The following is a 13722-nucleotide window of genomic DNA, read 5'->3' on the forward strand; positions in this document are numbered from 1 at the left end:
GCGGGAGGTGAGCCGAACCTTCAGGCATAGTCAGGAGTACGGTCATGTTCGTCTTGGAAGGCATCTACCCCGCCATGCTCACGCCCTTCACCGAGGAGGGGCGCATCAACGAGCCGGTGCTGCGCGACATCGTGGAATTTCAGATCACCAACGGGCTCGACGGGCTCTTTCCCGTCAGCTCCTGCGGCGAGGCCATCCACCTCTCTTTTGCTGAGAAATGCCAGCTGATGGAGATTGTGGTAGATCAGGCCAGGGGCCGTGTGCCGGTGACACCCGGCGTGCCGGCCACCACGGCGGACGAATCCATCCGCCTGGCCAGACACGCCAAGGCCGTGGGGTGCGCGGCGGTGGTTGCTTCCGCACCGTATTATTACAAGGCCTCCATGCCCATGCTGGAGCGTTTTTTCGAGCGTGTGGCCACGGAAGGCGGCATGCCCGTCATCCTGTACAATATTCCGCTGTTTTCCCAGCCGTTGCCCTACGACGTGGTGGCCCGGCTTTCCCGGCTGCCCAATGTGGTGGGCATGAAGGACTCCAGCGGCAGCATCGTCGATTTTCTGCACTTCAAGAACAGCGCCGAGGAAGCCGGCGGGGAAGTCTCCATGCTCACGGGCCGCGAGGAGGGGCTGCTGGCCTGCCTGCACATGGGCGGCCGCGGCTGCATGACCGCCACCTCCGGGATCCTGCCTGAGATCATGACCGGCATTTACGCGGCGTTCAAGGCTGGCGAATACGCCAAGGCCAAAGCGCTGCAGGAAAGCATTCTCGCCCCCATCCGCAGCATGATGTTCGGCATGCCCTTCCCCATCGGCTTCAAGCTGGGGATGGAGGTGCGCGGCTTCCCCATGGGCGCGCCCCGGGTGGACATCGGCAAGGAAGAAGCCGGCAAACTGACTGCATGCAAGGAGCGGCTGACGCAAGTGCTGCGCCCGCTCGTGAATACTTAAGCTAGGGTCGGCATCAGCCGGGCGAAGCGTGTGCGCCCGGCTGACGCCCTTGGTCTCGCCCCGTCAGCACTGTGAAGGAGCAGTTCATGAAAGCGATCAAGATTCTCGCCGTTGCCGTCTGCATGCTCATGTTCTCGTTGGGTTCGGCCCAGGCAGCCAAGACCATCAAGGTCGGCCACGCCACGCCTGTCACCGACGCCATGCACCTCTCCTGGATGTTCTTCAAGGAGAAGGTGGAAGCCCGCACCGGCGGCAGCCTGCAGGTGGAAATCTACCACAGCGGCGCCCTGGGCAACGACCGGGAGCTGGCCGAGGCCGTGCTTCTGGGGGAAGTGACCTGCACGTCCGTCTCCAGCTCGCCCCTGGCCGCCTTTGTGCCGGATCTGTTCATCCTTGACGTGCCCTTCAGCTTCACCTCGCGCGAGTCGGTGTGGAAGGCGCTGGACGGCCCTCTTGGCCAGGCCCTGGACAAGAAAATGGAGCAAAAAGGCATCGTCAACCTGGGCTTCTGGGAAAACGGCTTCCGCAACATCACCAACAACAAGCGGCCCATCCGCACCCCCAAGGATCTGGAAGGCCTGAAGCTGCGGACCATGGAAAACCCCATCCACATGGCCGCCTGGAAGGCCCTGGGCGCCAACCCCACGCCCATGTCTTTTGGCGAGGTCTTCACTGCCCTGCAGCAGGGCACCGTGGATGGCCAGGAAAACCCCTACGCCCTGATTTACAACAGCAAGTTCTACGAAGCGCAGAAATACATCTCTGACACCCGCCACATCTTCACCGCCTATGTTCCCATGATGAACAAGGAATTCCTGGACGATCTGACCGACGCCGAACGCACGGCCGTGCTCGAAACCGCCAAGGAAATGCGCGACTACCAGCGCAAGATTGCCGTGGAGCTGGATGAGAAATCCCGCCAGGGCATTCTGGCCAGCGGCATCGAAGCCGCCGACCTGACGGACGAAGAGCGCCTGGCCTTCCGTGTGGCCACCGAACCTGCCCTGGCCATGGCCAGGGAACGCGTCTCCCCCGAAATCGTCGACCTGTATCGCAAGACCGTGCTCGGCCAGTAGCCGCCGCCGCTCTTCGACCTCTGCCTCGTTGCCTGGAATGCAGCGCCGGGTGTCGGGCAGCCCTTCAATCGTCGCCGGGCCGGGGGAGGTTTCTCCCGGCCCGGGTGGAGGATCGTATGCGTGCGCTCAAGTTTCTGGATGCCTACTTCGAAGAGATCATCGTCATCACCATGCTCAGCGGGATGACGTTCCTGGTGGGGCTGCAGGTGATCATGCGCTACGTGATGCAGAACTCGCTCTCCTGGTCCGAGGAACTGTCACGGTACATGTTCATCTGGCTCGTGAACATCGGGATCAGCTACGGGGTGCGGACCAAGCGGCACATCAGCGTTGATGTGCTGAACACCATCCTCCCCCGGAACAAAGCCGCGTACCTGTCGATTATCGCCGATCTGCTGTTCCTGTGCTTCGCGCTCATCGTCATCTTCAATGGCGCGGATGTGGCCCAGCGGATCATGAAAACCGGGCAGGCCTCGCCAGCCCTGGAAATCCCCATGTGCTTCGTCTATGGCGCGCTGCCCGTCGGCTTCAGTCTCGTGTGCATCCGGCTGGTGCAGTCCATGGTCATCAAAATTGGCCTGATTCGTCAGGGCAAGTTTGATGCCGTACAATAACCAGGCAGACTGACGGGAGTATCCATGACCTCGCTTATTCTCTTTGCCGCCCTTGTCGTCTGCCTGTTCCTGCGCGTGCCCATCGGCATTTCCCTGGGCCTGTCCGCCGTGGCGGCCATCGCGCACTCCAACATCGTCAGCTTCCGGTACCTGGCCCAGAGCATGACCACCTCGCTGGACTCCTTTCCGCTCATGGCCGTGCCGTTCTTCATTCTGGCCGGGGAACTCATGGGCACGGGGGGCATCTCCCGGCGCCTGCTTGGCGCGGCCAACGCCTTCGTGGGCCGCATGACCGGCGGCATGGCCCTGGTGACCGTGCTGGGGTGCATGTTCTTTGCCGCCATTTCCGGCTCCGGCCCGGCCACGGTGGCGGCCATCGGCGGCATCGTGGTGCCGGAAATGCTCCGCCAGGGGTACGACCGGCGCTTCACCTGCGGGCTCATCGCCACGGCCGGGGCCATCGGCGTCATCATCCCGCCAAGCATCCCCATGGTTATTTACGCCGTGGCGGTGAACAAATCCATCACGGACATGTTCATCGGCGGCGTGTTCCCGGGACTGCTCATCGGCGGCCTGCTCATGGCCTGGGCCTGGTTCTATTCCCGCAAAAAAGGCTACCGCTACGACCACGACGCCGTGCCCCTGCGCCAGCGTCTGGCCGTGATCTGGGAAGCCAAATGGGCGCTGCTGGTCCCGGTGGTCATCCTGGGCGGGATCTACAGCGGCGTGTTCACCCCCACGGAGGCCGCGGCCGTGGCGGTCATTTACGGCTTTGTGGTCGGCATGTTCGTCTACAAGGACCTGCACTGGAAGACACTGCCCAAGATCTTTGCCGACAGTGCCCTGACCACCTCCACGGTGCTGGTCATCATCGGCACGGCCACGGTCTTTGGCCGCATCCTGACCCTCAACCGCGTGCCCGACCTGCTGGCCCAAAGCATCGCCAGCTTCTCCCACGTGCCGCTGGTGGTCATCCTGCTGATCATGCTGCTGCTGCTCTTTGTGGGCTGCATCATGGAAACCCTGGCCGCCATCATCATCCTGGCGCCCATTCTGCTGCCCGTGGCCGAGGCCGTGGGCATCGACCCCATCCACTTCGGCATCATGATGGTCGTGAACCTGGCCATCGGCTTCATCACCCCGCCCCTGGGGGTCAACCTCTTCGTCACCTGCGGCATCGGCAAGATATCGTTGGATGAAATGTCCAAGGCCATCATCCCGTGGATCATCGTCATGCTGGTGTCCCTGGCGCTGGTCGTCACCATCCCGGACATCTCCCTGTTCCTGGTGCATCTGCTGAATGCACGATAACGCCTTACCCTCCTGAGGTACTCGTCATGAAAAAACTCGTTGTGCTCGACGGGCATCACTATCCCGAAGGGGCCTATGCGGAAGTGGACGCCCTGTGCAAGGCCAAGGGCATCGCCTTTGCCGTGCTCGACTGCAAAAATCCCGAAGAAGTGGTCCAAAAGGCCCAGGACGCCGACGCCTGCCTGTGCATCTACGTCAAGCTGGACCACAGCGTACTCTCCAGGCTGCCCAGGATGCGCATGGTCGTGCGCTGCGGCATCGGCGTGGACAACCTCGTCCTGCCCGACCACACCGCTCTGGGCATTTACGCCTGCAACGTACCCGACTATGGCATCGAGGAAGTGGCCATCCACGCCCTGGGCCAGATCCTGACCCTGGAGCGCAAGATCGTCTTCTACAACAGCCGCGTGCACGCTGGCGTCTGGAACGAGGACGAAGGCTACACCATGCGCCGCGTCTCCCACCGGACCCTGGGCTTTCTGGGTTTTGGGCGCATTGCCCGCAAGCTGGCCGAATACGCCACGGTCCTGGGCTACACCCTCATCGCCTATGATCCCTTCCTGCCGGCGGAATTCTTCGAAAAGACCGGGGCCAGACGAGTGGAACTGGACACTCTCTTCCGCGAGTCGGACGTCATCTCCGTGCATGCGCCGGCCACGCCCGAAACCATCCACGTCATCAACGACGCCAACCTGGCCAAGGCCAGGGACGGCCTGTTCATCGTGAACACCGCCCGCGGCACGCTGGTGGACACCGCCGCCGTGATCCGGGCCCTGGAAAGCGGCAAGCTTGGCGGCATTGCCCTGGACGTGCTGGAAGAGGAACCGCCTCGCGAACTCTGCAGCCAGCTCTTCGGACGGGACAACGTCATCCTCTCCCCGCACATCGCCTACCGCTCCCTGGAGTCCTTCGCCGCCCTCAAACGCATGGCCGGCGAAACAGCCGTCCACTTCCTCAGCGGCGGCGAGCCGTACAATGTGGTCAATCGCGAAGTCATCGGCCACGCCAAACCCTAGACATAGACAACCTGATTAGCCCTGCGCATTCCCACCCGTGGTGCGCCTTTCGCCCGGGGATAATCCAGTTACTAGATAACATTAAGCCAAGGGATTTTCGTCATCATGGACAGAAGCATCCTGAAAAAGAAGCTGCACGAAGGGCCTGCCTTTGGCACTTTTATCAACCTGCCTGCTGCGTGCGTACCTGAGATTCTGGCCTATTCCGGGCTGGATTTCGGCATCATCGATCTGGAGCACGCCGGGTTCAGCGACGAGCTGGTGGAGGCCATGCTGCGCAGCGGGGACATTCACAACCTGCCGCTGATCATCCGCCCCCGGGAACTGAACCGGGCCTATGTGCTGCGGGCGCTGGACCAGGGCGCCTGCGGGGTGGAAATTCCGCAGATCGACACCGTGGCCGAGGTGGAGCAGGCCGTGAGCTACACCAAGTACCCGCCCCGCGGGGTGCGCGGGGTGGCCGGCGTGCGGGCCACGGGCTATGGCGCCAACTTCTTTGGGTATCTGAATTCGGCCAATGACGATCTGATGACCATTGTGCATTGCGAGACCAAGGCCTTCCTGGACATCCTGCCCGAGGCCGTCAAGGTGCCGGGGTTGGACAGCATCTTCCTGGGACCATTCGATCTCTCGGTGTCCCTGGGCTATCCCGGCCAGCTGGACCATCCGGTGGTCAAGGACGCCATCGCCTACTTTGCGGATGTCTGCAACAAGGCCGGCATGATCACCGGCACGTACGTGCGCGATGTGGACGACGCCAAACTGCGCATTTCCCAGGGGTTCCGGTTTATTGCCTATGCGGTGGACATCACCGTGCTGGGCGAGAAGTACAAGGCTTTCCGGGCTGCCGTGTAGGGAGGGCGTTGCTGGCCGTTGCTTGCGGATCGGCGACTTCCAGAGACGATTTCAGGGGACGACTTCGGGGACGCTCCATCAACCCCCGCTGCCCACCGTCGTGCCCACTGGCGTTCCTGCCGTCGTCCCTGCCGTTGACCCTGCCGTTGTCCTGGGGGGTCGCCGAATCCAGCGCCGCATGTTCCTCCATGCCTGCGGCGCCAGTCAGAACGAGAGGCGTGCCTGCCGCGCCTCTCGTTTTGCAGCGCGCGCTTCGGCGGCAGCATGCAGCAGGGGCTGCCCGCGCCGCATGCTGTGGCTGGGGGTTTCCTCTTGCAGGGGCAGCAGCATCACGGCGCCCAGACCGCCTTCGGGCTGATTGTGCAGGGTGATCCGCCCGCCATGCCGTTCGCAGACCAGGCGGGCAATGGCCAGGCCCAGGCCGGCCTCCCCGCGCAAGCCACCGCCTTGCTGGAAGGGTCGAAAGACGCGCTCCAGCATGTCTGGCGGCAGGCCAGGGCCTTGATCCACCACTTCCAGTCTGGCCATGAGCCTGGCCATGGATTTGGCCGTGGGTTTTCCCATGGGCCGGCCCTCGCCGCCGCCCGCAGCCTGCCCGGCCGGGGCGGTGGAGGCGGTCGTGGCGTCTGGGGGCTCCACCGTCAACTGCATCAGCACCTGGGTAAAGGGCGGGGTGTGACGCAGGGCGTTGCTCAGGATATTGCGGACCATGCTGGCCAGCTGGGCCTCATTGCCCAGGATCACGCCATCACCGGTGGCGGCGAAGACCACGCGCTTGCCATCCGCGCCCAGGCGGGCGTTGACGTCATGCGTCACCTGCTGGAGCAGCCGGCCCAGGGCCAGGGGTTTTTTCTCGCACTCGTTCCACTCCTCCCGCACGCAGCCCATGAGTTGTTCGGTAATGCCGCTGAGCTGGCCGGAGTCGGCCTTGATGCGTTCCAGGAGCTGCATGGCCCGTTCGGGACTGGTATTGCCCGCCAGTTCCACAGCCAGGGCCAGGCGGGTCAGGGAGGCGCTCATGTTGTGGGCCAGTTCCGTGAGCATGTAGCGCTGCTCGGCCTGCTTGTCGGCCAGGGTGGTCACGGCACGGTTGAAATCCTTGGCCAGATCGGCATAGGGGGTTTCCGGGGTGGCAAAGGCCGGATCCAGCCGGGCGGCAAAATCACCCTGGGCCAGACGGCGCATGGCCGAACTGAGCTCCTGCGAGGCCCGGCCGGACAGCCGGGTGACGCGACAGAGCGCATAATACAGGGCCATGGCCAGCAGGGCACCGAGGACGATATACGTCAAATGCCTGGGCTGACGCACGAGGAACAGCGGCGGCGCGGTGCGGTGCAGCGCCAGGGCGTACAACTCGCCTTCCGGACTGCGAAAGGCCAGACATTCCAGCACGGGCGGGGCCATGGGCGGCGGAGGAAGCAGGCCGGAGGCCGCGTCGTCAAAGGCGTACCCATTCGCCTGCAGGGCTGTCATGGCCACGGCGGCAAGTTCCGGGCCGGGCGCATCCCCGGCCAGCAGTTCTCCCTGGCTGTCCAACAATGCATACAGCAGGCCGCGTTTGCGCTGTTCATTCAGGTAGTCTTCCAGCTGGGCGAGTTCTTCCTCATCGCGCCATTCCAGAAGCAGCCGGCCCACGCTTTCGAGCACGGCGCTGCGCTGGGCGGAACGGTCTTCCAGTTCAAGCGTCCGCTGACCGGTATGACGGTCCACGATGGCCGAGACCAGGCTGCCGCCCAGGGTCAGCAACAGAAACACCAGAAGTCGCAGCATCCAGAGGCGCATCATAGTCCCTCCGCAGCCGGTTCGCAGGATGATGGGGGGGTGGCCGCCGGGTCGGGGCCGCAATCCACATAAATATAGCCGGCTCCGCGGATGGTGGCGATGCGCGTCTCCATCCTGGACGAAGGGCCAAGCTTGCGGCGCAGGTTGCTGATGTGCACGTCGATACTGCGGTCAAACGGCGAGAGCTCCCGGTTCAGGGCATAGGAGGAAATGCGCTCGCGACTGACGAGATTGCCGGCAGATTCCAGCAACAATTCCAGGATGTGAAACTCCACATTGGTCAGCTGCACGGGATGGCCGCTCACCTGCACGGTTCTGGCGCGGGTGCTGAGGGTCACATCCCCCACAACATGGTCGCTCTCCGTCTGGGCCGGCAAGTTTTGCCGCATGCGACTGCGGCGGATAAGCGCCCGGGCCCTGGCCAGCAGTTCCCGCGGATTGAAGGGCTTGGCCATGTAGTCATCCGCGCCCATTTCCAGGCCCACCACCTTGTCCACGGTGTCGCCGCGGCCAGTGAGCATGAGCAGTGGCGTGGCCGTGATGTGGCGCAGCTCGGCCAGCAGCTCAAAGCCGCTTTTGTCCGGCAGGCCCACATCCAGCAGAATGAGGTCCCAGGTTTCGTCGCGGATGGCCTGCATGCCCTCCTCGCCCGTGTGGCGGGAGGTGGCGGACATGCCCTCGCCATGGAAGTATTCTTCCACCATGGCGCAGAGTTCCGTGTCATCATCGATGAGCAGTATGCCGTACATTTGGTCTTCCCCAACGCTGCAGTAATTGCCAGTCCCCCTCCCACAGGAATGCTGCAAGCAATGTTAACGCCAATAACAAACTGTGAACACTAAGATTTGTTAAGCACATTTTCCCTGCGCTTAAGCATTCTTCCTGCGCGCTGAATACAATCCGGCACCGCTCACGCACCAGCAGGGCCATGGGAAGAAGCTGCCCCCCGGCAGTTCGTTCCAACCCCTTAAAGACACAGATACCCACTGCGGGCCATCCCAGTGAGCAAGGAGCGGTACCATGGCCAAGACCTCATCCCTTCGCGCCGCGCGCTCGAATGCTTCTTCCTCCGCACCGGATCTGCATGCCTGCCTGGCTGGTGATGAGCGGGCCTGGTCCCAGCTGCTGGGAGCCTACGGGCCGCTGATTCGCAAGGCTGTGCGCTGGACCCTGCGCAACCACCCGGCAAAATTTGCCGGCCCCGAACTGGAAGCCGAGCAGGACGACATCTTTCAGGACATCTGCTTCCGCCTGGTGCGCAGCGAATACAAACTCCTGCGCACCTATGACCCTACCCGCGGCTCCTTTGCCACCTGGCTGTGCGTGGTGGCCCGCAGCGCGGCCCTGGACCATCTGCGCAACCGCCAGGCCGTGGTGCAGATGAGCGTGGAAGAGATGGAAGCCCTCATGGAGCCCTGCGAGGACCGCAAGGACGCCGGCTGGCTCCTGACCCTGCCCGGTGGGCTGCTCTCTCCGCGCCAACAATACGTGCTGCACCTGCTCTTTGAACAAGACGCCACCACGCAGGAAGTGGCCGCGCTCATGGACGTGCACCCCCAGACGGTGCGCAGCCTGCGCAACAGCGCCCTCACCCGCCTGCGCTGGCACTTCTACGGCAATAATCCTGACGCATCCTCTGCCACATTGCCGCGCCAAGAAGTGCAAAGACGATGCAAAGCCATGTAAATTTACAGCAACACACCGGAATATAGGTATTTATTTCAAAGGACGAAAATGCAGGGTTCTTCCCGAAACGTTCGAAAGAGGGGGGGAAGGCCAGCAGGAAGGCCTTGAAACAGGCGAACTACCGCCAACATTCAAGGAGGAGTGTCATGAGTCTCGTCATCAACCACAACCTTATGGCAGCCAATGTCGCCCGCAACCTGAACACCGCGTATGGCAACCTGTCCACGTCCACGGAACGACTGTCCTCGGGCCTGCGCATCAACAGCGCCTCCGACGACGCCGCCGGGCTGGCCATCCGCGAACTCATGCGGGCAGACATCACGTCCCTCAACCAGGGGGTGCGCAACGCCAATGACGGCATCTCCCTCATCCAGACTGCCGACGGCGCCCTGGGCGTCATCGACGAAAAGCTCATCCGGATGAAGGAACTTGCCGAACAGGCCGCCACCGGCACCTACAACTCCGACCAGCGCCTGATCATCGACTCCGAATATCAGGCCATGGCCTCGGAAATCACGCGTATTGCCAACGCCACGGACTTTAACGGCATCTACCTGCTCAACGGCAACCTCTCCGGCTCCACCCACGACGGCAGCGGCCTGACCTCCACCGGCAAGCTGAAGGTCCACTTCGGCACCTCCAACGACTCGGCCGAGGACTACTACTACATCCAGATTGGCACGGCCACGGCCGCGGCCCTGGGTGTGGGCATGGCCGCCGGCGACTCCGTCTCCACCCAGGAACAGGCCCAGCTGGCCCTGGACCGCATCAACGCGGCCATCATCTCCAAGGACAACATCCGCGCCAACCTCGGCGCCCTGCAAAACCGGCTGGAAAACACCATCAGCAACCTGGAAATCCAGGCCGAAAACCTGCAGGCCGCGGAATCGCGCATCTCCGACGTGGACGTCTCCCTCGAAATGACCGAGTTCGTCCGCCAGCAGGTGCTCACCCAGTCCGCCGTGGCCATGCTCTCCCAGGCCAACTCCCTGCCGCAGATGGCCATGCAGCTCATCGGCGGTTAGCCCAGCCCCCGCCCCACACGCCAGCAGACGCGCCCTCCTCCGGGAGGGCGCGTTTTTTTGGCGGCTCCCTGCAGTCCAGAGCAACTGTCCGGATCTGCAGCCCATGTTAGAACGGGGCGTCCCGATCTGCTCGGAGCGCCCCGTTCTGCTGTCTTGCCCATGGGGCAGGACTCGCTCACGACACCGAAGGCAGGCTGTCCAGCTGGGTTTCCAGGCCTTCGCTAATGTCTTCGTACTCACCCAGGAGCGCCTCCAGGGAGGCGTATTTTTCGATGAGGTACTGTTCTTTGCGTTCCAGGCGGGCTTCTTCGCGTTCGATGGCTTCCAGGTTGTTGTCGATGATTTCCTGGTAGCTGTCCTCAATGATTTGCAGGGTGCCGTTGTCGGCGGTGGTGTAGGACGAGAGCTGATCCAAGGTCTGGTTGATCTTGCCCTGGCGGATGTACACGGTGCCGGTGTAGGTGCCGTCCTCGTGCATGTTGGCGTCCACAGCCAGGCCGGTGGCGTCGCCGGTAACGCTGGTGATCGCCCAGCCGTCCACACTGGCTTCCTGCCCGCCGATGGTGGCGCTGACAATCTGGCCGCCGGAAACCGTGTACTCCACATCATACGCCCCAGGCTTGGTGATGCCGGCCACCGAGGAATTGAAGCCCACGGTGGCGTCATAGGAAACGCCGTCGTTCTCTGCAGAAAAAAGCCGGGCCACGGCGTCGGGGTCGGCGTCCAGGGCGGATTCCAACTCGTCGTAATCAATGACCAGATTGCCGAACGACGTGGAGTTTTCATCCACATCCGTGGTGATGCCGATGGCGGCCAGCAGGGTGTATGTATCCCCTTCGGCCGTCTTGTTGCTGGAAACGAAGCCCAGGCCCGAGGAGGCCAGAATATCCTGCAGGGCCTGCTCGATGATGTCCATGCCATAGTTGCCGCGCACGGCATAGTCGGTTCCGGAGCTGTCGTCGTCATCCTCGGTCACGCTCACCGAGGTGTCGGTGTCTGTTTCATCCAGGGCCCGGATGGCGTCGCGGATGGCATTGGTCTGCGTGATGAAACTCTCGATATTGGCGATGACAGCCTCGGTATCCGTGGCCACGGAGATGGTGACGGTCTCCCCGTCCGAATCGTCCAGCAGGGTGAAGCTCAGGCCATCCACCACATCGCTGATGGTGTTGGTATCGCGTTCAATCCACTTTCCGGCGGTGGAGGGGTAGCCGTCCACCTTGATTTTGGCGTTCTGGGCGGTCTGGGTGTGCTCAAAATCCGCGGCGGCCAAGCCAGTGATGGCGTTGGCGCTGTCGGACGGGTCCACGATGGTCACGGCGTTGTCCGCGCCCAGGTCCAGGCCGCGCAGCTGCAGATGGATCTCGTCTCCGTCATTGATGAGACTGGCCCGGACGGAATTGCCCATTTTGGTGTTGTTATTGATGAGGGAGACGAACCCCTCCACCGTGGTGCCGGCCGGGACATCAATTTCCATGGTCTCGTCGCCGTATTGGATGGCAAAGGTGGCGTCGGTGGTGGTGACCACGTCGTCGGTGCTGGTCCAGCCTGTGGTGGTGGTCCAGACATCGTTTTTGGCCACCTGGCCCACCTCAATGGTGTGGGAGCCTTCCAGGGCATCCGAGCCTGCGGACGCGGAGACCACGGACGTGTTCGAGGAGGTGGCGGTTTTGACCAGAAACTCGCTTTCCGTATCAATGGAGCTCAGGAAGGTCTGGTACTCCGTCAGCGCAGTGCTGATGGCCTGGACCTGTTCCAGCTTGGCGCTCCACATCTCATCCCAGGCTTCCATCTGGTTCAGACGGTAGCTTTCCACGGCCATGGTGGCTTCGATAACCGAATCGAAGTCCGTGCCGCTGCCAAGCCCGGTGAAAGTGATGGAGCCGGACCAATATTCCGTCATGGCGCCTGCCTCCTTACAGATAATCGAGCAGGCTCATCTGCATGATCCTGCTGCTGCTTGAAAGTACGGCCTCATAGGCATATTCGGCCTTGGCCAGATCCACAGCCAGCTGGACCGTATCCGCATCCTCAATGCCGGAGAGGTTGGTCTCTGCGGCAGCGTACAGGGTATCGATGCTGACACGGCAATACTCCACACGGGACTCGCGGCCGCCCACACCGCCCAGGGCCACGGTGAGCCGCTCCTGGGCCAGTTCCAGCTGCTCCAGGCATTCGCCCAGCCCGTCCTGATTGTTGGTTTCCAGGTAACCGATCATCGCGCCCACGGTTTCCAGCAGGTTTTCCTCCTCAGGCTCGGCGGCCACCAGCTCGTCGGAGCCCGCGGGGGTGTACAGCCCGCCAAAGATGTCTTTGCCGATGTTGTTGATCTGCACGGTGCTGGTGGGGCCGATTTCCAGGTTGATGGCCCCGTTTTCCGGCTGGATGGTGAACTGGTCGCCGCTGTAGACGTCGGAGCCGCCATCGGGCTCCAGGGTCACATGGCCGCCGGGCACGGTGAACGTGCCGTCTGTGGTGGTGTGGCCGGTGCTCCAGGTGGCGCCGCCGTCCGCGCTGTAGGAGTATTCCAGGGGGCCCGGGAGGGTGCCGTCGCTGTCCACGCGGACCACGACCTTGGAGGAGAAATCCCCTTCCGCCGTGGCCGAGACAGGCGAATTACCGGCGTGTCTCACGGCCACTTCGTCCGTGGTGTTGCCCTGGTAGATGGCCGCGGGCCGCAGCCAGACGGCGGTACCGTCGGCCGAACCGGCTTCGTCCGTGGCCACGACCGTGGAGCCGGCAGCCATCTCAGCGCGAACGCCGCCGCAGTCCAGGGTGGTCTCGCCGGCGGCCAGGGTGGCTTCGGTCCAGGTGTCGCCGCCATCGGTGGTGTAGCGGTAGTGCAGTTCATCCGTGCCCACGGTGCCGGAATCGATGAACTCCACATACGTGGTGTCACTGGCGCTGCCGGTCACTGCCCCAATTTCCAGGGAACCGCCCTCACCATCAGCCACGGTGGCGGCCAGGCCCATTTCGTAAGCCGTGCCATCCACCCTGGAGCCGGCGAAGATGGAATCGCCAGCGTATTCGCTGTTGGCAATGCCCACCAGCTGCTCCATGAGCTGGCGGGCCTCCTCGGCCATCATCTCTCGCTGGTCGTCCGTATACGTGCCGGTGGAGCCCTGGGTGCAGATCTCCTTGAGCCGGGTGACCACCTCGCTGGCCAGGCGCAATTCATCGTCGGCCTGGGTCAGCCAGCCCTCGGCGGTGTCCAGGTTTTCCTGGTACTGCTCCAGCTCGCTCATGGTGCTGCGCAGGTCCAAGGCTCGGGACATGCCGGCGGGGTCATCCGAAGGGCGATTGAGCTTTTTCTGGGTGGCGGTCTGCTCGTTCAGCCGGGCGACATCCGACAGCCGGCTGTTCATGTTCGTGATGGCATTGCTGTAAATCATGTTGAAGGTCACGCGCAT

Annotated in this window: 12 protein-coding genes; 8 read left to right on the forward strand and 4 right to left on the reverse strand. The window is 63.0% G+C overall.

The features are described from left to right. The first annotated feature begins 44 nt into the window (after window positions 1-44). The 6 genes from ACYQ00_RS05535 (at window position 45) to ACYQ00_RS05560 (ending at window position 5819) form a co-directional block, all read left to right on the forward strand. Window positions 45-947: a dihydrodipicolinate synthase family protein gene (locus ACYQ00_RS05535; protein WP_460031167.1), complete on the forward strand. Its 903-nt coding sequence runs from the start codon at window positions 45-47 to the stop codon at window positions 945-947. Window positions 948-1033: 86 nt separating this feature from the next. Continuing rightward, window positions 1034-2023 (forward strand): TRAP transporter substrate-binding protein, encoded by a 990-nt coding sequence (locus ACYQ00_RS05540; RefSeq protein ID WP_460031168.1) that lies wholly within the window; start codon window positions 1034-1036, stop codon window positions 2021-2023. Between the two features lie 116 nt (window positions 2024-2139). Then, on the forward strand, window positions 2140-2637 hold the full coding sequence (locus tag ACYQ00_RS05545) for a TRAP transporter small permease (protein WP_460031169.1): 498 nt from the start codon (window positions 2140-2142) through the stop codon (window positions 2635-2637). 24 nt (window positions 2638-2661) lie between these two features. Then, window positions 2662-3948 carry a TRAP transporter large permease gene (locus ACYQ00_RS05550; RefSeq protein WP_460031170.1) on the forward strand — a complete coding sequence of 429 codons (1287 nt, stop codon included), beginning with the start codon at window positions 2662-2664 and terminating at the stop codon, window positions 3946-3948. A gap of 26 nt (window positions 3949-3974) precedes the next feature. After that, complete coding sequence (locus ACYQ00_RS05555) at window positions 3975-4964, forward strand: C-terminal binding protein (protein WP_460031171.1); 990 nt, start codon at window positions 3975-3977, stop codon at window positions 4962-4964. Window positions 4965-5069: 105 nt separating this feature from the next. Beyond that, the gene (locus ACYQ00_RS05560) at window positions 5070-5819 is read left to right on the forward strand and encodes an HpcH/HpaI aldolase family protein (protein WP_460031172.1); all 750 of its coding nucleotides are present in this window, start codon (window positions 5070-5072) and stop codon (window positions 5817-5819) included. 204 nt (window positions 5820-6023) lie between these two features. Here the strand turns inward: ACYQ00_RS05560 and ACYQ00_RS05565 are convergent, their stop codons facing one another. Together ACYQ00_RS05565 and ACYQ00_RS05570 are read right to left on the reverse strand one after the other, a co-directional pair. Further along, window positions 6024-7604: a sensor histidine kinase gene (locus ACYQ00_RS05565; RefSeq protein WP_460031173.1), complete on the reverse strand. Its 1581-nt coding sequence runs from the start codon at window positions 7602-7604 to the stop codon at window positions 6024-6026. After that, complete coding sequence (locus tag ACYQ00_RS05570) at window positions 7601-8350, reverse strand: response regulator transcription factor (RefSeq protein ID WP_460031174.1); 750 nt, start codon at window positions 8348-8350, stop codon at window positions 7601-7603. The genes ACYQ00_RS05565 and ACYQ00_RS05570 overlap by 4 nt, the downstream gene beginning before the upstream one ends. A 271-nt stretch (window positions 8351-8621) precedes the next feature. Between ACYQ00_RS05570 and ACYQ00_RS05575 the strand changes: the two genes are divergently transcribed. Beyond that, window positions 8622-9287: an RNA polymerase sigma factor gene (locus tag ACYQ00_RS05575; protein WP_460031175.1), complete on the forward strand. Its 666-nt coding sequence runs from the start codon at window positions 8622-8624 to the stop codon at window positions 9285-9287. Between the two features lie 146 nt (window positions 9288-9433). Next, the gene (locus ACYQ00_RS05580) at window positions 9434-10312 is read left to right on the forward strand and encodes a flagellin N-terminal helical domain-containing protein (RefSeq protein ID WP_460031176.1); all 879 of its coding nucleotides are present in this window, start codon (window positions 9434-9436) and stop codon (window positions 10310-10312) included. A gap of 175 nt (window positions 10313-10487) precedes the next feature. Here ACYQ00_RS05580 and fliD read toward each other — a convergent pair whose 3' ends face one another. After that, window positions 10488-12215 (reverse strand): flagellar filament capping protein FliD, encoded by a 1728-nt coding sequence (fliD, locus tag ACYQ00_RS05585; RefSeq protein WP_460031177.1) that lies wholly within the window; start codon window positions 12213-12215, stop codon window positions 10488-10490. 13 nt (window positions 12216-12228) lie between these two features. After that, a complete protein-coding gene (flgL, locus tag ACYQ00_RS05590; RefSeq protein WP_460031178.1) occupies window positions 12229-13722 on the reverse strand; it encodes a flagellar hook-associated protein FlgL in 1494 nt (497 codons plus the stop codon).

Source organism: Megalodesulfovibrio paquesii, assembly GCF_054653055.1.

Coding starts and splice junctions, on each gene's coding strand:
- ACYQ00_RS05535 (WP_460031167.1), top strand. CDS start 45: ATGTTCGTCTTGGAAGGCATCTACCCCGCCATGCTCACGCCCTTCACC.
- ACYQ00_RS05540 (WP_460031168.1), top strand. CDS start 1,034: ATGAAAGCGATCAAGATTCTCGCCGTTGCCGTCTGCATGCTCATGTTC.
- ACYQ00_RS05545 (WP_460031169.1), top strand. CDS start 2,140: ATGCGTGCGCTCAAGTTTCTGGATGCCTACTTCGAAGAGATCATCGTC.
- ACYQ00_RS05550 (WP_460031170.1), top strand. CDS start 2,662: ATGACCTCGCTTATTCTCTTTGCCGCCCTTGTCGTCTGCCTGTTCCTG.
- ACYQ00_RS05555 (WP_460031171.1), top strand. CDS start 3,975: ATGAAAAAACTCGTTGTGCTCGACGGGCATCACTATCCCGAAGGGGCC.
- ACYQ00_RS05560 (WP_460031172.1), top strand. CDS start 5,070: ATGGACAGAAGCATCCTGAAAAAGAAGCTGCACGAAGGGCCTGCCTTT.
- ACYQ00_RS05565 (WP_460031173.1), bottom strand. CDS start 7,604: ATGATGCGCCTCTGGATGCTGCGACTTCTGGTGTTTCTGTTGCTGACC.
- ACYQ00_RS05570 (WP_460031174.1), bottom strand. CDS start 8,350: ATGTACGGCATACTGCTCATCGATGATGACACGGAACTCTGCGCCATG.
- ACYQ00_RS05575 (WP_460031175.1), top strand. CDS start 8,622: ATGGCCAAGACCTCATCCCTTCGCGCCGCGCGCTCGAATGCTTCTTCC.
- ACYQ00_RS05580 (WP_460031176.1), top strand. CDS start 9,434: ATGAGTCTCGTCATCAACCACAACCTTATGGCAGCCAATGTCGCCCGC.
- fliD (WP_460031177.1), bottom strand. CDS start 12,215: ATGACGGAATATTGGTCCGGCTCCATCACTTTCACCGGGCTTGGCAGC.
- flgL (WP_460031178.1), bottom strand. CDS start 13,722: ATGCGCGTGACCTTCAACATGATTTACAGCAATGCCATCACGAACATG.